Source organism: Pseudomonas sp. JL2 (assembly GCF_031570495.1).
Taxonomy (GTDB): Bacteria; Pseudomonadota; Gammaproteobacteria; order Pseudomonadales; family Pseudomonadaceae; genus Aquipseudomonas; species Aquipseudomonas rhizophila.
Window position 1 is genome coordinate 14,824 of sequence record NZ_JAKUDH010000007.1, and the last position, 18,739, is coordinate 33,562.

Annotated in this window: 16 protein-coding genes; 14 read left to right on the forward strand and 2 right to left on the reverse strand. The window is 61.7% G+C overall.

The annotated features are described in order from the left end of the window. The first annotated feature begins 99 nt into the window (after positions 1-99). The 3 genes from hcnA to hcnC are packed head-to-tail and all read left to right on the forward strand — an operon-like array spanning position 100 to position 3,096. A complete protein-coding gene (hcnA, locus tag MKS85_RS11710) occupies positions 100-423 on the forward strand; it encodes a cyanide-forming glycine dehydrogenase subunit HcnA (RefSeq protein ID WP_310662946.1) in 324 nt (107 codons plus the stop codon). Continuing rightward, positions 420-1,829 (forward strand): cyanide-forming glycine dehydrogenase subunit HcnB, encoded by a 1,410-nt coding sequence (gene hcnB, locus MKS85_RS11715; RefSeq protein WP_310662886.1) that lies wholly within the window; start codon positions 420-422, stop codon positions 1,827-1,829. Before hcnA ends, hcnB begins: the two co-directional genes overlap by 4 nt. Further along, positions 1,822-3,096: a cyanide-forming glycine dehydrogenase subunit HcnC gene (hcnC, locus tag MKS85_RS11720; protein ID WP_310662887.1), complete on the forward strand. Its 1,275-nt coding sequence runs from the start codon at positions 1,822-1,824 to the stop codon at positions 3,094-3,096. The genes hcnB and hcnC overlap by 8 nt, the downstream gene beginning before the upstream one ends. Positions 3,097-3,383: 287 nt before the next feature. On the opposite strand, the gene MKS85_RS11725 is transcribed toward hcnC, so the two are convergent. Both MKS85_RS11725 and MKS85_RS11730 read right to left on the reverse strand, forming a co-directional pair. Then, entirely contained in the window at positions 3,384-3,995 is a 612-nt protein-coding gene (locus MKS85_RS11725; RefSeq protein WP_139050522.1) for a glutathione S-transferase, read from the reverse strand. A gap of 29 nt (positions 3,996-4,024) precedes the next feature. Beyond that, complete coding sequence (locus tag MKS85_RS11730; protein ID WP_047230196.1) at positions 4,025-4,945, reverse strand: MurR/RpiR family transcriptional regulator; 921 nt, start codon at positions 4,943-4,945, stop codon at positions 4,025-4,027. Positions 4,946-5,258: 313 nt separating this feature from the next. On the opposite strand from MKS85_RS11730, the gene iolC reads away from it, so the two are divergent. The 11 genes from iolC (at position 5,259) to MKS85_RS11785 (ending at position 18,723) form a co-directional block, all read left to right on the forward strand. Further along, entirely contained in the window at positions 5,259-7,196 is a 1,938-nt protein-coding gene (iolC, locus tag MKS85_RS11735) for a bifunctional 5-dehydro-2-deoxygluconokinase/5-dehydro-2-deoxyphosphogluconate aldolase (protein WP_310662888.1), read from the forward strand. Positions 7,197-7,355: 159 nt separating this feature from the next. Then, a complete protein-coding gene (iolE, locus tag MKS85_RS11740; RefSeq protein ID WP_047230198.1) occupies positions 7,356-8,249 on the forward strand; it encodes a myo-inosose-2 dehydratase in 894 nt (297 codons plus the stop codon). Further along, entirely contained in the window at positions 8,246-9,055 is an 810-nt protein-coding gene (iolB, locus tag MKS85_RS11745) for a 5-deoxy-glucuronate isomerase (RefSeq protein ID WP_310662889.1), read from the forward strand. The genes iolE and iolB overlap by 4 nt, the downstream gene beginning before the upstream one ends. 30 nt (positions 9,056-9,085) lie before the next feature. Next, positions 9,086-10,588: a CoA-acylating methylmalonate-semialdehyde dehydrogenase gene (locus MKS85_RS11750; RefSeq protein WP_310662890.1), complete on the forward strand. Its 1,503-nt coding sequence runs from the start codon at positions 9,086-9,088 to the stop codon at positions 10,586-10,588. Positions 10,589-10,618: 30 nt separating this feature from the next. After that, positions 10,619-11,440, forward strand: coding sequence for a TIM barrel protein (locus MKS85_RS11755; RefSeq protein ID WP_047230201.1), 822 nt, complete (start codon positions 10,619-10,621; stop codon positions 11,438-11,440). Between the two features lie 166 nt (positions 11,441-11,606). After that, positions 11,607-13,538, forward strand: a complete 1,932-nt coding sequence (iolD, locus tag MKS85_RS11760; RefSeq protein WP_310662891.1) for a 3D-(3,5/4)-trihydroxycyclohexane-1,2-dione acylhydrolase (decyclizing) — start codon at positions 11,607-11,609, stop codon at positions 13,536-13,538. A gap of 29 nt (positions 13,539-13,567) precedes the next feature. Next, positions 13,568-14,578: a Gfo/Idh/MocA family oxidoreductase gene (locus MKS85_RS11765; RefSeq protein ID WP_310662892.1), complete on the forward strand. Its 1,011-nt coding sequence runs from the start codon at positions 13,568-13,570 to the stop codon at positions 14,576-14,578. A 190-nt stretch (positions 14,579-14,768) separates the two neighbouring features. Beyond that, entirely contained in the window at positions 14,769-15,821 is a 1,053-nt protein-coding gene (locus MKS85_RS11770) for a Gfo/Idh/MocA family oxidoreductase (protein ID WP_310662893.1), read from the forward strand. 142 nt (positions 15,822-15,963) lie between these two features. After that, entirely contained in the window at positions 15,964-16,116 is a 153-nt protein-coding gene (locus MKS85_RS11775) for a hypothetical protein (RefSeq protein WP_177193354.1), read from the forward strand. A gap of 53 nt (positions 16,117-16,169) precedes the next feature. Next, positions 16,170-17,096: a sugar ABC transporter substrate-binding protein gene (locus MKS85_RS11780; RefSeq protein ID WP_139050516.1), complete on the forward strand. Its 927-nt coding sequence runs from the start codon at positions 16,170-16,172 to the stop codon at positions 17,094-17,096. A gap of 73 nt (positions 17,097-17,169) precedes the next feature. Beyond that, on the forward strand, positions 17,170-18,723 hold the full coding sequence (locus MKS85_RS11785) for a sugar ABC transporter ATP-binding protein (protein WP_310662894.1): 1,554 nt from the start codon (positions 17,170-17,172) through the stop codon (positions 18,721-18,723). The last annotated feature ends 16 nt before the right edge of the window (positions 18,724-18,739 follow it).

Here is an 18,739-nt window from a genome sequence, read left to right on the forward strand (position 1 = left end):
TGCTTTGGCGCGCTGTCGCTGATGGGCACTGACACGAACCGGTGATGGTGTGCCGCAAGGAGCCGAGACCTCACTGAACCTTCAAGGAAGAGCAACATGATGCAACCTCAAGACCTTCTACGCCGAAAGTTTGATATCCAGCCGCTGCAGCAGGCCGACATGACGGTGCACCTGGACGGGCAGTCCGTCAGCGCAGCGCAAGGTGAAACCGTCCTCAGCGTCATTCAGTCCCTGGGCCAGCGCCAGGTAGCTCGCAACGATCACGACCAACTCAGTGGCGCATACTGTGGCATGGGCGTGTGCCAATGTTGCCTGGTCAAGATCGACGGCCGCCACAAGCGCCGCGCCTGCCAGACCCAAGTGCGTCCCGGCATGCAAATCGAAACCCGGGCCAATCGCATCGCCGAAAGGGAGGCACCATGAACCTCCATCCGGTGATTGTCGGCGGCGGGCCGGCGGGTATGGCTGCGGCCATCGAGCTGGCCACCCACGGGGTGCGTTGCACCCTGCTCGAAGAAGCGCCGCGCCTGGGTGGCGTGGTCTACCGCGGGCCACTGCGCGACGGGGTGAGCCTGGATTACCTCGGGCCGCGCTACAGTGAAGCCCTGAACAAACTCCACGGTGAGTTCCAGCGCTACGCCGGGCTGATCGATGTGCGACTCAACCACCGCGTCATCGGCGCCGAAGGGTTCAAGGCGCTGATGCTGCTGAACGCCGATGAACAACTGCGCGAGGTCAGCTATTCCCACCTGGTGCTGGCGGCCGGTTGTCATGAACGTAGCGTGCCGTTCCCTGGCTGGACACTGCCGGGGGTGATGCTGCTCGGTGGCCTGCAATTGCAGATCAAGAGCGGAGCGGTCAAACCGCCGGGGCCGGTGGTGATCACCGGTACAGGCCCGTTGCTGCCGCTGGTGGCCTGTCAACTTCACGCTTCGGGCGTGGCCGTGGCGGGCGTCTATGAGGCTTGTGCCTTCGGCAAGATCGCCAGGGAAAGCCTGGCATTGCTGAACAAACCGCAATTGTTCCTCGACGGCTTGAGCATGCTGGCTTATCTCAAACTGCATCGCATCCCCGTGCGTTATGGCTGGGGAGTGGTGCAGGCCAACGGCGAGGGCGAGCTGGACATCGTCACCGTCGCACCGTATTCCAGTACCTGGGAGCCCGACCTCGAACGAGCCGAACAGGTCCCGGCCCAGACGCTGGCGGTCGGCTATGGTTTCATCCCGCGCACCCAATTAAGCCAGCAGATGGGCCTGGAGCATGGCTTCAGCGATGACGGTTATTTGCGGGCGGTGTCCGATGCCTGGCAACAAAGCAGCGAGGCGCACATTCACCTGGCCGGCGACGTGGGCGGGATTCGCGGTGGTGAAGCCGCCATGTTGAGCGGGCGCATCGCCGCACTGTCGATCCTGATGCAGGCCGACCTGCTGGATTCGTCCACTGCCCTGGAGTACCGCGACCGGTATCGAGCGCAACTGGAGCGGATCATTCGCTTTCGCGCCGCCGTGGACCGCTACACGCAACGCGGCGCCGGACAAACCGCTTTGCCGACCGCCGATACGGTCATTTGTCGCTGCGAACACGCGACCCGCGCCGACATCGACCGCGCCCTGGAGCAGGGCGTGCAAGACATGGCCAGCCTGAAAATGCGCACCCGCGTGAGCATGGGTGACTGTCAGGGACGGATGTGCGTGGGCTATTGCAGTGATCGCCTGCGCCAGGCCACCGGGCGTGCCGACGTTGGCTGGCTGCGGCCGCGTTTCCCCATCGACCCGATTCCCTTTTCAGCCTTTCAGAACGTCGGCACGGAGGCCGTCCAGCATGACTGAGCATCCTGACCTCAAGCACTATGACGTCGTCATCGTCGGCGGGGGCGTGATCGGTGCGTCCTGTGCCTATCAACTGTCCAAACGCAAGCATCTGAAGATCGCCTTGATCGACGTCAAGCGCCCCGGTAACGCCACCCGCGCTTCGGCCGGCGGCCTGTGGGCCATCGGTGAATCCGTGGGCCTGGGCTGCGGGGTGATCTTTTTTCGGATGATGTCGGCCAACCGCAAGCGCCAGGCCCAGGGCGCCGCCGTGGCGGTGGACGCCAGCACGCCGCACATCCTGCCCCAGTCGTTCTTCGATTTCGCCTTGCAGTCCAACGCGATGTATCCCCGACTGCACCGCGAGCTGATGGACAACCACGGCATGGACTTCAAGTTCGAGGAGACCGGGCTCAAGTTCGTGATCTACGACGATGAAGACCGTTTGTATGCCGAGCACATCGTCGCCTGCATTCCCCACCTGGCCGATCAGGTACGCTGGCTCGACCAGGCCGCCCTGCGCGAGGCCGAGCCGAATGTCAGCCATGAGGCCCGCGGCGCGCTGGAGTTTCTGTGCGACCATCAGGTCAGCCCGTTCCGGCTGGCCGATGCTTACACCGAGGGCGCCCGGCAGAACGGCGTCGATATGTTCTTCAACACCAACGTGGCGCAGGTGCTTCGAGACGGGGCGCGGGTGACAGGGGTGAGAACCGCCGAAGCCGGGACGTTCAACTGCCGGACGCTGATCAATGCCGCCGGTGCCTGGGCGGCGGACCTGAGCGAGCAAGCCACCGGTGTGCGGATCCCGGTCAAGCCGGTCAAGGGGCAAATCCTGCTGACCGAGCGCATGCCGAAGATCCTCAACGGGTGCCTGACCACCAGCGACTGCTATGTCGCGCAAAAGGACAACGGCGAAATCCTCATCGGCAGTACCACCGAGGACAAGGGTTTCGACGTGACCACCACCTACCCGGAAATCGAGGGGCTGGTGCAGGGCGCGATGCGGTGCATACCGCAGTTGGCCGACATCAACCTGAAACGCACCTGGGCCGGTTTGCGCCCCGGCTCACCTGATGAGTTGCCCATCCTGGGCCCGATGCGCGGCGTGGAGGGGTACCTAAATGCCTGTGGGCACTTTCGCACCGGCATCCTGACCTCGGCCATCACCGGAGTGTTGCTGGACAAACTGGTGAACAACGAGCCCTTGCCGCTGGACATCACGCCGTTCCTGGCGGATCGCTTCGAGGTGGCGCCGGTGGTAAAGCCAAAGGAAATGGAGCTGACTTGAAGCAACTCTTTGTGCCGAACACAAATTTTGCAGTCCCCCGGCCCCAAACTGTGGGAGCGAGCCTGCTCGCGATGGCGTCGGATCAGTGCCATTGATGTTGATTGACCCACCGCTATCGCGAGCAGGCTCGCTCCCACATAGATCTGGGGGGGCCTCATCCGATGGTCACTCAGGAACCAACTGTGGGAGCGAGCCTGCTCGCGATAGCGGTCTATCTGAGACGATGATGTTGAGTCTGCCACCGTCTTCGCGAGCAAGCCCGCTCCCACACAAGCCGCGCTCGTCCGCTATACCATCGGCGTGCTGACAAACGCCTCCAACCCTTCGGCATAGGCGGTAAACGCGCTGATCGACGGAAATGACTTGCCCTGCACCTGATCCGGCACCACCAGGTTGGTGAAGCTCCAGGCCACTGCCACGGTGATGCCCGCCTGATCGAGGGTGCCATCGGTGGTCAGGGGCTGTTTCACCAGTTCCTGTTCGAGCATGTCATAGGCCGCCGCCAGTTGGCCTTCCACGCGTTCGACCCAGGGGGCGTGTTGGATTTCTGTCGGCCGAAGGTTGCGTTCGTAGTAGATCTGCACCGACTTCTCGCACGCCGCCAGGGCCAGGCCAATCACGCGCAATGCGCGCAGCCGTTGCCCACTGTCGACCGGCATCAGGCTTTTGCCCGGCGCGGCCAAGGCTTCGAGGTAGTCGATGATCAACGTGGAATCCATAAGCACGTTGCCATCGTTGAGCACCAGGGTCGGTGCCTTGACCACCGGGTTGATGCGCTGGAACTGTTCGAAATGCCTGAACACCGAAACGGACTCGTGTTCCAGGGCAACCCCCAGGCACTTGGCGGAAATGGCGACGCGTCGCACGTAGGGCGAGTCCAGCATGCCGATCAGTTTCATGACGTCTCCTTCAGAAGAATCTTGCGGGGTTAATCCTCGAACCCGACCTGTTCATGGATTTCATCGACCTTGAGTTCCAGTCGGTAAGCCACGGCGATGAACAACGCCTGGCACAGGCACAACGTGGCACTCAACGAGCGGAAGGCGAAAGAGCTGCCTTCGTTCACCAACAGTACCGCATTGGCCCGTTTGGCCAGGGGCGACAGGTTGCTGTCGGTGATGATCAGCGTCTTGGCCTGATGATGCTGGGCAATGCGCAGGCAGTGCTGGGTTTCCTTGCCGTAGGGCGTAAAGCTGATCGCGATCACCAGGTCGTTGGCCCGCACGCTGCGCATTTGCTCGCGATAACTGCCCCCCAGGCCGGACACCAGATGGATGCGCTTGTTGGTGTGTTGCAGGTTATAGACCAGGTAATCGGCCACCGCGAACGAGCGTCGCACGCCGACCACATAGATGTTGTCGGCGTTGACCACCAGGTCTACGGCTTTGTCGAAGGCTTGATCGTCCAGCTCCAGGCCCAGACGCTCGATGCCCGAGAGGGTGGCGTTGACGCATTCGCGCGCCAGGTCGCCGCCGCTGGCTTTCTGCGACTTGTTGGCGATCATGCTGCGGATGCGCTGCTGGTAGTTTTGCACCGGCGTGGTCTTGTGGGTATAGGCCTCGCGAAACAAGGCCTGCATTTCGCTGAACCCGCTGAAGCCGAAGCGCTGGGAAAACCGCACGATGGCCGAGGGATGCACTTCGCATTCGCGCGCAATGTCGCTGATGCGATCGACCATGATCCGGTCGCTTTGCTGGCTCATGTAGCTGGCGATGCGTTTGAGCTGTCGCGGCAGGCTTTCATACTCGTCGGTAATCAGTTGCAGCAGGCGCTCGGCATTGATCGGTGGGCTTGAAAGGGCGGGTTCGGACGCGCTCTCGGACGGCGCCGGCAGATCGGGGCGGGTCATAGAAAATCCTTCTGGCTTGTTCTTATAGGGCGGCCCGGGAAAGGGGCCTGCCCTCGACAATAGGTTGGCTGATCGCAGTCTACAGCGTAGGCGCGGGGAAAATCATGAGCAGACAACGTTGCGACACCTGCTGAAACGATGCACCGCGTCTGGCGCGCTTCAGTGATAGCGTATTGGAAAAAATATTCCACGTAAAAAATTTATAGAATAATTATTGATTATTGGCCGCTGCTCGTTTTAGTCTGCATCCACCAAGAGCGTTGGCGCCGGTTTCGGTGGCAAGCGCGGGCTGATAAAAATAACAGGAGCCAGCATGGGCCAGACTCGTTTTGCCAGTGGGCGTCAATTGGATGTGATCTGCCTGGGACGCCTGGGCGTCGACCTCTACGCGCAGCAAGTCGGAGCGCGCCTGGAAGATGTCGCAAGCTTCGCCAAATACCTGGGTGGCTCGTCGGCCAACATCGCCTTCGGCACCGCGCGGTTAGGGCTCAGGTCGGCGATGCTGAGCCGGGTAGGGGACGATCATATGGGCCGTTTCCTGGTGGAGTCCCTGGCCCGCGAAGGCTGCGACGTCAGCGGCATCAAGGTCGACCCTGAACGCCTGACGGCCATGGTCCTGCTGGGTATCAAGGACCGGGAAACCTTTCCCCTGGTGTTCTACCGGGAAAACTGCGCCGACATGGCGCTGCGCGCCGTGGACATCAATGAAACGTTCATTGCCTCCAGCAAGGCGCTGCTGATCACCGGCACGCATTTCTCTACCGAAAGTGTCTACAAGGCCAGCACCCAGGCGTTGGATTACGCCGAGAGACACAACGTCAAACGCGTCTTGGACATCGATTATCGCCCGGTGCTCTGGGGCCTGGCGGGCAAGGCCGATGGGGAAACCCGTTTCGTCGCCGACCAGAAAGTCAGCCAGCATGTGCAAAGCATCCTGCCGCGTTTCGACCTGATCGTCGGCACCGAAGAAGAATTCCTGATCGCCGGCGGCAGCGAAGATCTGCTGAGCGCGTTGCGTACCGTGCGCTCGCTGACGGCGGCGACCTTGGTGGTCAAGCTCGGCCCGCAAGGTTGCACGGTGATCCACGGCGCCATCCCTAACCGACTTGAAGACGGCGCCATTTATCCCGGGGTTCGTGTCGAAGTCCTGAATGTATTAGGTGCAGGTGATGCGTTCATGTCGGGCTTTCTCGCCGGTTGGCTGGAGGACGCCAGTGATGAACGCTGCTGCCAGCTGGCCAATGCCTGCGGTGGCCTGGTGGTGTCGCGCCATGCCTGTGCCCCAGCGATGCCGACCCGGGCTGAACTCGACTATCTGTTCAATAGCCCGGTGCCGATTACCCGGCCGGATCGAGACGTGGCATTGCAACGTCTGCATCAGGTCAGCGTGCCGCGCAAACAGTGGAAGCAACTGTTCATCTTTGCCTTCGATCATCGCTGGCAACTGGTGGAGCTGGCCCATAAAGGCGGGCGCGAGCTGAGCGCCATCAGCGCACTCAAACAACTGTTCATCCAGGCCGTGGAACGGGTCGAAGCCGACCTGAAACGGCAGGGCATCGAGGCCGATGTCGGTCTGCTCGCCGACCAACGTTTCGGCCAGGACTCGCTGAACGCCGCCACTGGACGTGACTGGTGGGTTGCCCGGCCAGTGGAGGTGCAGGGTTCACGGCCGCTGGCGTTCGAACACGGGCGCTCCATCGGCAGTAACCTGATCGCCTGGCCCCAGGAGCAGATCATCAAGTGCCTGGTGCAATTTCACCCCGACGACGAACCGCTGCTGCGCCTGGAGCAGGAGGCGCAACTCATGGCGCTGTATCAGGCGTCCCAGGTCAGCGGCCATGAGCTGCTGCTGGAAGTCATTCCACCCAAGGATCATCCGTCGCCGCACCCGGACGTGCTGTATCGCGCCCTCAAACGCCTCTACAACCTGGGCATCTTCCCGGCCTGGTGGAAAATCGAAGCCCAGACGGCAGACGAATGGAAGCAACTTGATGAGCTGATTCAACAGCGTGATCCCTATTGCCGAGGTGTGGTACTGCTGGGCCTCAACGCCCCGGCCGCCGTGCTGGCCGAGGGTTTCCGCCAGGCCAGCCAGAGCACAACCTGCCGTGGATTTGCCGTCGGACGGACAATCTTCCAGGAACCGAGTCGTGCCTGGCTGGCCGGGGAAATCGACGATGAAACGTTGATCCGGCAGGTGCAGGGTAGGTTTGTGGAGTTGATCGAAGCGTGGCGTGCTGCGCGAAGTTAGAAGCTGTGAACACTGATCCTGTGGGAGCGAGCCTGCTCGCGATAGCGGACTGATAGTCAACATTAAGTCGCCTGACACACCGCTATCGCGAGCAGGCTCGCTCCCACAGGGTTCATCGCCGCCTTCAATGGTTAGGTAAAAACAATAAAAGGTGCAGCCATGCCCGCAATTCGAATTGGCATCAACCCGATTTCCTGGAGCAACGACGATCTGCCATCGTTGGGTGGCGAGACGCCGTTGAGTACGGCGCTGAGCGAAGGCAAGGAAATCGGTTACGAAGGTTTCGAGCTCAACGGCAAATTTCCCAAGGATGCCAAGGGCGTTGGCGATGTGCTGCGGCCCTATGACCTGGCGCTGGTCTCCGGCTGGTATTCCAGTCGTCTGGCCCGGCGCTCGGCGGCCGAAGAGATCGATGCCATCGCCAGCCATGTCGAATTGCTGGCGCAAAACGGTGCGACGGTGCTGGTGTACGGCGAGGTGGCCGATTCCATTCAAGGCCAGCGCATCCCACTGATCGAGCGACCGCGTTTTCACACGGACGAAGCCTGGCAAGACTATGCCGAAAAACTCACCGAACTGGCGCGCTTCACCCTGTCCCGAGGTGTGCGCCTGGCGTATCACCATCATATGGGCGCCTATGTCGAATCGCCTTCGGACATCGACAAACTAATGGCCCTGACCGGCAGTGAGGTTGGCCTGCTGTTTGACTCGGGCCACTGTTACATGGGCGGCGGCGAACCCTTGCAGGTGTTACGCAAGCACATCGAGCGCATTTGCCATGTGCATTTCAAGGACGTGCGCAAGCCTGTGGTGCAACTGGCGCGCAACAACCTCTGGAGTTTCCCCGACTGCATCGTCAACGGCACCTTCACCGTACCGGGTGATGGTGACATCGACTTTGCCGCGTTGCTGGACGTGCTGCTGGCCGCCGACTATCACGGCTGGCTGGTGGTCGAAGCCGAACAGGATCCGGCCGTGGCACCGAGTTATGCCTACGCCAAGAAAGGCTACGACACCCTGCGCGCCTTGCTGCAAGAGAGGACTGCGTCATGAGCCTGTTGATCAAAAGCCAGCCAAGCGGCCAGACCATGGTCCAGCTACCCGCCGGCGAACTGGAGTATGTCGGGTTTGCCGCCTACCGCTTGAGCCTTGGTGAAAAGCTCCCGGTGGCTGCCGCCGACAAGGAACTGTGCCTGGTCTTGCTCAGCGGGCGCATCAGTCTCAAGGGTGAAGCACCGGGGCAGGGTGCCTTCGATTGGGACAACCTCGGTGATCGCCTGTCGGTGTTCGAGGATAAATCGCCCTACGCCGCGTATCTGCCGCCCGGCAGCCAGGCCCAGGTCACCGCCCTGAGCGATGTACAGATTGCCGTGTGTGCTGCGCCGGGTTCTGCGCAAAACAGTTACGGTCCGCGGCTGATCCGCCCGGACAGCATGAAGCGCAGCGTGCGCGGCAAGGGCGCCAACACCCGCTATGTCTGTGACATCCTGCCCGACAGTGAGCCGGCCCACTCGCTGCTGGTGGTGGAAGTGCGCACGCCGTCGGGGCATTCGTCGAGCTACCCACCCCACAAGCACGACACCGACGACCTGCCGCACCAGAGCTTCCTGGAAGAAACCTATTACCACCAGGTCAACCCGTCCCAGGGCTTCGTGTTCCAGCGGGTCTATACCGACGACCGCAGCATCGACCAGGCCATGGCCGTGGAAAACAGCGACCTGGTGGTGGTGCCCAAGGGTTACCACCCGGTCAGCGTGCCCTACGGGTACGAGTCGTATTACCTGAACGTCATGGCCGGCCCGAAGCGGGTCTGGCAGTTCCATAACGATCCGCAGCACAGTTGGCTGCTTGATCTCTGATTTCCACCCTTTGCACGGAGAACAAGAACAATGAGCGATGCCCCGGTAGTAGGCCATTACATCAACGGTCGAGTGCAGGACAGCGACACGGTGCGGTTCAGCAACGTCTTCAACCCGGCCACCGGCGCGATACAGGCCCGGGTGGCGCTGGCCGAACCGGGCACCGTCGAGGCCGCGGTGACCTCGGCGCTGGCGGCATTCCCGGGCTGGTCCGAGCAATCGTCATTGCGCCGTTCGCGGGTGATGTTCAAGTTCAAGGAATTGCTCGACCGCCATCACGACGAACTGGCGCAGATCATCAGTCGCGAGCACGGCAAGGTGCTGTCCGACGCCCATGGCGAAGTCACCCGCGGCATCGAGATCGTCGAGTACGCCTGCGGTGCGCCGAACCTGCTCAAGACCGATTTCAGTGACAACATCGGCGGCGGCATCGACAACTGGAACCTGCGCCAGCCCTTGGGTGTGTGTGCCGGAGTCACGCCGTTCAATTTTCCGGTGATGGTGCCGCTGTGGATGATTCCCCTGGCACTGGTCGCCGGTAACTGTTTCATCCTCAAGCCTTCGGAGCGTGACCCGTCCGCCAGTTTGCTGATGGCTCGGCTGTTGACGGAGGCCGGGTTGCCGGACGGTGTGTTCAACGTGGTCCAGGGCGACAAAGTGGCGGTAGATGCCCTGTTGCAGCACCCGCAGATCGAGGCGATTTCTTTCGTCGGCTCCACGCCGATTGCCGAGTACATCCACCAGCAGGGCACGGCGAACGGCAAGCGCGTGCAGGCGCTTGGCGGGGCGAAAAATCACATGATCGTCATGCCCGACGCCGACCTCGACCAGGCGGCGGACGCATTGATCGGCGCGGCCTACGGCTCGGCCGGTGAGCGTTGCATGGCGATTTCCATTGCCGTGGCGGTGGGGGACGTGGGCGATGAATTGATTGCCAAGCTGTTGCCGCGCATCGATCAGTTGAAGATCGGCAACGGCCAGCAGCCCGGCACCGATATGGGGCCGCTGGTGACCGCCGAGCACAAGGCCAAGGTCGAAGGCTTCATCGACGCCGGGGTCGCCGAGGGCGCGCGCCTGATCGTCGACGGCCGTGGTTTCAAGGTGCCGGGGGCCGAGCAGGGGTTCTTTGTCGGCGCGACGCTGTTCGACCAGGTCAGCGCCCAGATGAGCATCTACCAGCAAGAGATCTTCGGCCCGGTGCTGGGCATCGTTCGCGTGGCGGATTTCGCCAGCGCCGTGGCCTTGATCAATGCTCACGAGTTCGGCAACGGCGTGTCCTGCTTCACCCGTGACGGTGGCATTGCCAGGGCGTTTGCCCGCAGCATCAAGGTCGGCATGGTGGGCATCAACGTGCCGATTCCGGTGCCGATGGCCTGGCATTCCTTTGGCGGCTGGAAGCGCTCGCTGTTTGGCGATCACCATGCCTACGGTGAAGAAGGTTTGCGCTTCTACAGCCGCTACAAAAGCGTGATGCAGCGCTGGCCCGACAGCATCGCCAAGGGCCCCGAGTTCAGCATGCCGACTGCCCAATAACCGTTTATGAATGCCGGAGGGATAACAACAATGAACAAGCCCCTGCGTTTTGCCTTGAACCGAATGGTTGCTCCGCGCTTGTCACTGCCCGATTTCATTGACCTGGCGCTGGCGCTGAAAACCGATGCCATCGAGATTCGCAACGATCTGAAGGGCGTCGAGATCGAAAACGGCATGCCACCGACACAGGTGCGTGAGTTGTGTGAGGAGCGGGGCATCAAGGTGTTGTCCATCAACGCGCTGTATCCCTTCGACGTATGGAACGAGGAGCGCCGCGCCCAAGCCGTGCGGCTGGCCGACTATGCTCGCGAATGCGGCGCCGAGGGGCTGGTGATGTGCCCGCTCAACGAGCGCGACGACCCGCGCGGCGAGGCCGAACGCGCGGCGGGGCTGCGCACGGCCCTCAGTGAGCTGGCGCCGATCCTGCGGGCTTTCGGCATCTACGGTTTCATCGAACCGTTGGGGTTTGAAGAGTGTTCGCTGCGGCGCAAGCGCACGGCAGTGGAAGCGATCAAGGCCATTGGCGGGCTGGATGTGTTCCGTCTGGTGCATGACACCTTTCATCATCACCTGGCCGGTGAGCAGGAATTTTTCCCCGAGCTGACCGGGCTGGTGCACATCTCCGGTGTCGAGGATGCCCAGGCTCCCTTGACGACCATCCGCGACGGCCACCGCGTGCTGGTGGGCGAGGCCGACATTCTCGGCAATGCCGCGCAGATCGAGGCGTTGCGGGCCGGTGGTTACGAGGGCTACCTGTCCTTCGAACCCTTTGCCCAGAGCATTCATGAACTGGCCGACATCCGCCAGGCGTTGGGGGCGAGCATGAATCATCTGCAAAGCTCCCAGGCCTGACCCGACTTTCAAGAATGACGAAGCCCCCCTGTGGGAGCGAGCTTGCTCGCGATGGCGGCAGCACATTCAACAGATAAGTCGCCTGAAATACTGTTATCGCGAGCAAGCTCGCTCCCACAGTGGACTGAGCCGGCCGCCAAATTTGCATTCCAGACAAGGTGCAAGCATGACCACAACACGACTGACCATGGCCCAGGCCCTGGTGAAATTCCTCGATAACCAGTACGTCGAAGTCGATGGCGTCCAGAGCAAATTCGTCGCCGGGGTCTTTACGATTTTTGGCCACGGCAATGTGCTGGGCCTGGGGCAGGCGCTGGAGCAGGACAGCGGTGACCTGGTGGTCCATCAGGGGCGCAACGAGCAGGGTATGGCCCACGCTGCCATCGGTTTCGCCAAGCAGCATCTGCGCCGCAGAATCTACGCCTGTACTTCGTCGGTCGGCCCCGGCGCGGCGAACATGCTGACCGCCGCCGCCACCGCGACGGCCAATCGTATCCCGTTGCTGCTGTTGCCTGGTGATGTCTACGCCAGTCGCCAGCCGGACCCGGTGCTGCAGCAGATCGAACAGTTCCATGACCTGAGCATCAGCACCAACGATGCGTTCAAGGCCGTGAGCAAATACTGGGATCGCATCAACCGCCCCGAGCAACTGATGAGCGCCGCGATCCACGCCATGCGCGTGCTCACCGACCCGGCCGAAACCGGCGCGGTGACCCTGGCGTTGCCCCAGGACGTGCAGGCCGAAGCCTACGATTACCCCGATTACTTTCTGCAAAAGCGCGTTCACCGCATCGACCGTCGCCCGGCCACCGAAGCCATGCTCGGCGATGCCCAGGCGCTGCTCAAGGGCAAGCGCAAGCCGCTGATCATCTGCGGCGGCGGGGTGAAATACGCCGGGGCCAATGCAGCGCTGCAGGCTTTTGCCGAGCGCTTCGAAATCCCCTTTGCCGAGACCCAGGCCGGCAAGAGCGCGGTGGTGTCCAGTCATCCACTGAACGTCGGAGGCGTCGGTGAAACCGGTTGCCTGGCGGCGAACCTGCTGGCCAAGGAAGCGGACCTGATCATTGGTATCGGCACCCGCTACAGCGATTTCACCACCGGGTCCAAATGGCTGTTCCAGCATCCGGATGTGCAGTTTCTCAACCTCAACATCAGCCCTTGCGATGCCTTGAAGCTTGACGGTGTGCAACTGCTGGCCGACGCGCGCTCAGGCCTGGAGGCTTTGTCCGCCACGATGGGTGACTATCGTGCCGAATGGGGCGGGCAGATCGCCGATGCCAAAGCCCAACTGGACGCCGAAGTGGACCGGATCTATCAGGCTGACTTCCAGACCCAGGACTTCGTCCCAGAGATCAACGATCACCTGGACCCGGCGGTGTTTCGTGAATTCATCGAACTCACCGGTTCCTGCCTGACCCAGAGCCGCGTGCTGGGCACCCTCAACCAAACCCTGGCCGATGAGGCGATCATCGTTGCCGCCGCCGGCAGCCTGCCCGGCGACTTGCAGCGCAGCTGGCGCAGCAAGGGGGTCAACACCTATCACGTCGAATACGGCTATTCGTGCATGGGCTATGAGGTAAACGCGGCGCTGGGCGTGAAGCTGGCCGAGCCCGACAAAGAGGTCTATGCCCTGGTGGGTGATGGCTCCTACATGATGCTGCATTCGGAACTGGCGACCTCGATCCAGGAGCGTCGCAAGATCAATGTGGTGCTGCTGGACAACATGACGTTCGGTTGCATCAACAATTTACAGATGGGCAACGGCATGGACAGCTTCGGCACCGAGTTCCGCTTCCGCAACCCGGACACCGGCAAGCTCGATGGCGGCTTCGTGCCGGTGGACTTCGCCATGAGCGCGGCGGCCTACGGCTGCAAGACCTACAAGGTCAAGACCCTCGACGAACTCCACGCGGCCCTGGCCGATGCGCGGCTGCAAACGGTCTCGACCCTCATCGATATCAAGGTCTTGCCCAAGACCATGATCCACAGCTACCTGTCCTGGTGGCGGGTCGGCGTGGCGCAAGTCTCCACCAGCGCGCGCACCGATGCGGCCGCCAAAACCCTCAATGAACGACTGGCCAAGGCTCGCCAGTATTAACAGCCCCAACCCTACGAAAGGAGTTTTTCATGTCTTTGAAGCTGGGCGTCATCGGCACCGGGGCCATCGGCCAGGACCATATCCGTCGTTGCAGCCAGACCTTGCTCAACAGCCAGGTGGTGGCGGTGACCGACATCAACCTCGCCCAGGCGGCGAAGGTGCTGGCCGACTTGAAACTGACCGCCGAGGTGTATCCCGACGGGCATGCCTTGATCAGTGCGCCGGACGTGGAGGCGGTCCTGGTCACTTCCTGGGGGCCGAGCCACGAAGAGTTCGTGCTGGCGGCAATCGCGGCGGGTAAACCGGTGTTCTGTGAAAAGCCCCTGGCGGTCACGGCCGAAGGCTGTCGCAAGATCGTCGAAGCCGAAGTCGCCCATGGCAAGCGGCTGGTTCAGGTCGGTTTCATGCGCCCTTACGATGAAGGCTATCGAGCGCTCAAGGCGGTGATCGACAGCGGTCAGATCGGCGAACCGCTGATGCTGCACTGCGCGCATCGCAATCCGAGTGTGGGGGAGAATTACAAGACCGACATGGCGATCACCGACACACTGATCCATGAGCTGGATGTGCTGCGCTGGCTGCTGGCCGATGACTACGTTTCGGTACAGGTGGTATTCCCGCGCAAGACCAGCAAGGCGCTGGCGCACCTGCGCGATCCGCAGATCGTGTTACTGGAAACCGCCAAGGGCACGCGCATCGATGTGGAGGTTTTCGTCAATTGCCAATATGGCTACGACATCCAGTGCGAAGTGGTGGGGGAGACGGGCATCGCCAAACTCCCAGAGCCGTCCCAGGTGCAACTGCGCAGTGGCGCCAAGCTGTCCAATGCGATCCTGATGGATTGGAAGGATCGTTTCATCGCGGCCTACGACGTCGAATTGCAGGCTTTCATCGACGGCGTGCGCGCCGGACAGGTGGGCGGGCCGTCGGCCTGGGACGGGTTCGCCGCGGCAGTGGCGGCGGATGCCTGTGTTCAAGCGCAGCAGAGTGGGCAGATCGTCAAGGTCGAACTGCCCGAACGCCCGCGTTTCTACGGCTAACCACAATCTCCTGTGGGAGCCCGCTCCCACAGTCGACCGCGTTTCCCTGAAGGTACTTGGTCAATTGTGGGAGCGAGCCTGCTCGCGATAGCGGCGGATCTGTTGGCATTAATGTGGCGGATACACTGCCATCGCGAGCAGGCTCGCTCCCACAGGGATGTGTTTATTCAACGACTTTCAAGGAATCTTCATGCGAATCGGACTAGTGGGCTACGGCAAGGGCGGACGGTTTTTCCATGCACCGCTGATCAGCAGTCTGCCCGGGGCTACGTTTGTCGGCGTGGTGACGCGGTCCGCTGAGCGGCGCCAGCAACTGGCGAGCGAGCACCCGCACGCCCAAGCCTTCGATACCCTCGAACAGTTGGTGGCCGCAGGCGTCGATGCGGTGGTGGTGTCCACGCCGCTGGACGGTCGCCCGGCCGTGGTCATGCAGGCCATTGAACTGGGTATTGCAGTCGTCAGCGACAAACCTTTCGCCCTTGATGCCGCACAAGCCGAGGCGATGGTCCTGGCTGCCGAGCAGCGCAACGTGCCGCTGACCGTGTATCAGAACCGCCGCTGGGATTCGGACTACCTGACTTTGCGCAAACTGCTGGAGTCCGGTGCGCTGGGGCAGGTCATTCGCTTTGAGTCCAGCGTCGAGCGTTATTCGCCAACATCGGTCGGCAAAGGCAGCGGCGGCGGGTTTCTGCGGGACCTGGGTAGCCATCTGGTGGACCAGGCGCTGCAACTGTTCGGCCCGGTGACCAGGGTTTACGCCGAGTTGGATTACCGGCAACCCGGGCAGGTGTTCGACAACGGTTTTTTTATCTCCCTGACCCATGCCAGCGGCGTGCTTGCCCACCTGAGCGGCAGTTGCCTGCAAAACGCACCGCGCCCGCGCTTTCGGGTCAGCGGCACCGGGGGCTGTTACACCGTCGAGGGCCTGGACGGCCAGGAGGCCCAGGCGCTGGCCGGGTTGAGCCCGGCGACCGAGGGTGAGCGCTGGGGGAGCGAAGAGCATCGGCGCTGGGGCTGGTTCGAGCAAGGCAGCGAGCGCGAGCGTGTGGCGTCGGAGCGCGGCTGCTGGATGACGTTCTACCAGCGTCTGCAAACCGCGTTGCAAGGCGTTGGTCCTTTGCCGGTGGAGGCCCGTGATGCCCTGGCGACCACTCGCATCCTCGACGCTGCAAGGCTGAGCGCCGAGCAGGGCGAAGTGGTGGTTTTGGCCACGTCTATCGGCCATGGAATAAAAAACGAATAAAATTCTAAAATGAGTTGATATGGAAAATATTTTCCAATAAAGTCGATTCCAGGTTACCGACACCCCTGTTCGTCTTTTGCCAAGTCAGCCTTGAGCAAATGACGGACAAAACAAAAACAAGAAACACAGCCAGGTACCGTCGATGAAAACCTTCAGTCGTTCTGCGTTTCACCTGCCACGCTCGCTGCGCCTTTGCGCGATCCTTCCCCTGTTCGAATCCCTGTGCATTCAGCGCAACGGCACCGTGGTGTGTTGCATGCCCGGTGCGCCCATCGTGCGTTTGCCCCGTTCCTGAGATCCATCACGCCTTATCCATAAAACCAACAAAAAAGTGGAGAAAGACCGTTCATGAAGACCAAGACCCGTATCGCCTCGCTGGCCCTGTCGTTGATGCTCACCAGCGGCGCCGCCCTGGCGGACCTGAAGATCGGCGTCAGCATGTCCCAGTTCGATGACACCTGGCTGACGTACCTGCGTGAGTCGATGGACAGCAAAGCCAAGTCGCTACCGGATGGCGTCACCTTGCAGTTCGAAGATGCACGCAGTGATGTGGTCAAGCAACTGAGCCAGGTGGAAAGCTTTATCAGCCAGAAGGTCGACGCAATCATCGTCAACCCGGTGGACACTGCCGCCACCCAGCGCATTACCAAGGCCGCGGTCGCCGCCGGGATCCCGTTGGTGTACGTCAATCGCCGTCCCGACGACCTGAAACTGCCCGCAGGCGTGGTGACCGTGGCGTCCGACGATCTGGAAGCCGGCCGGATGCAGATGCAATACCTGGCCGACAAAATGTCGGGCAAGGGCAACATCGTGATTCTGCTGGGTGACCTGGCGAACAACTCCACCACCAACCGCACCAAGGGTGTCAAGGAAGTGCTGGCCAAGTACCCCGACATCAAGATCGAACAAGAGCAGACCGGTATCTGGTCACGGGATAAAGGCATGACACTGGTGAACGACTGGCTGACTCAGGGCCGTGAGTTCAATGCCGTGGTCTCCAACAATGACGAAATGGCCATCGGCGCGGCCATGGCACTCAAGGGTGTCGGCAAGGAGAAAGGCAGCGTACTGATCGCCGGGGTCGATGGCACGCCGGACGGCCTGAACGCCGTGAAGAAAGGCGAGATGGCGGTCTCGGTGTTCCAGGACGCCAAGGGCCAGGCCGACGGTTCGATCGACACGGCGGTGAAAATGGTCAAGAAACAGCCGGTCGAGCAGGCCGTATGGGTGCCGTATCGCCTGATCACGCCGGAAAACGTCGATCAGTTCAAGTGACGTTTAACGTACTGCTACCACAACAATAAACAGGCGAGGTCGCCCACTGACCTTGCCGAGGGAGTACCTGATCATGTTCGCTTCAGCGACTGCTTCGAGCGCCCCGGCGATGACTTTCCGGCCGGACGTAATGCCTGATGAACCGTATCTGCTGGAAGTCGTCAACGTCAGCAAAGGCTTTCCCGGCGTGGTGGCCCTGTCGGATGTGCAATTGCGGGTGCGCCCCGGTTCCGTGCTGGCTTTGATGGGCGAGAACGGTGCGGGCAAATCCACCCTGATGAAAATCGTGGCCGGCATCTACCAGCCGGACGCCGGTGAACTGCGCCTGCGGGGCAAGCCGGTGAAGTTCGACACACCTCTGGCAGCCCTGCAGGCCGGCATCGCGATGATCCACCAGGAACTGAACCTGATGCCCCACATGAGCATCGCTGAAAACATCTGGATCGGCCGCGAGCAGCTCAACGGCTTGCATATGGTCGATCACGGGGAAATGCACCGCTGCACCGCCAAGTTGCTGGAGCGCCTGCGTATCAACCTGGATCCTGAAGAGCAGGTGGGCAACCTGAGCATTGCCGAGCGGCAGATGGTCGAGATCGCCAAGGCGGTGTCCTACGACTCTGACATTCTGATCATGGATGAGCCGACCTCGGCCATCACCGAGACGGAGGTCGCCCATCTGTTTTCGATCATCGCCGACCTCAAGTCTCAGGGTAAGGGCATCATCTACATCACCCATAAAATGAACGAAGTGTTCGCCATCGCCGATGAAGTGGCGGTGTTTCGCGACGGCGCCTACATCGGCCTGCAACGGGCCGACAGCATGGACGGCGACAGCCTGATATCAATGATGGTCGGGCGCGAACTGAGCCAGTTGTTCCCGGAACGGGACAAGCCCCTCGGCGATCTGGTGCTGTCGGTGCGTGATTTGAGCCTGGAGGGCATTTTCAAGAATGTGTCCTTCGACTTGCATGCCGGAGAAATCCTGGGCATTGCCGGGCTGATGGGCTCGGGCCGGACCAACGTGGCCGAGGCGATCTTCGGCGTGACGCCCAGCACGGGCGGCGAGATCCTGCTCGACGGGCAACCGGTGCGCATCAGCGACCCGCACATGGCCATCGAGAAGGGGTTCGCGCTGTTGACCGAGGATCGCAAGCTCAGTGGCCTGTTCCCGTGCCTGTCGGTGCTGGAAAACATGGAAATGGCCGTGTTGCCCCATTACGTCGGCAACGGCTTCATCCAGCAGAAAGCCTTGCGCGCGTTGTGCGAAGACATGTGCAAGAAGTTGCGGGTCAAGACTCCGTCCCTGGAACAGTGCATCGACACCTTGTCCGGCGGCAACCAACAGAAGGCCCTGCTGGCCCGCTGGCTGATGACCAACCCACGCATCCTGATCCTCGACGAGCCGACCCGTGGCATCGACGTTGGCGCCAAGGCCGAGATCTACCGGCTCATTTCCTACCTCGCCAGCGAAGGCATGGCGGTGATCATGATTTCTTCGGAACTGCCGGAAGTACTGGGCATGAGCGACCGGGTGATGGTGATGCATGAAGGTGACCTGATGGGCACGCTGGACCGTAGCGAGGCGACCCAGGAGCGGGTAATGCAGTTGGCTTCTGGCCTGTCCTGATAATAGAGGGCGCAAG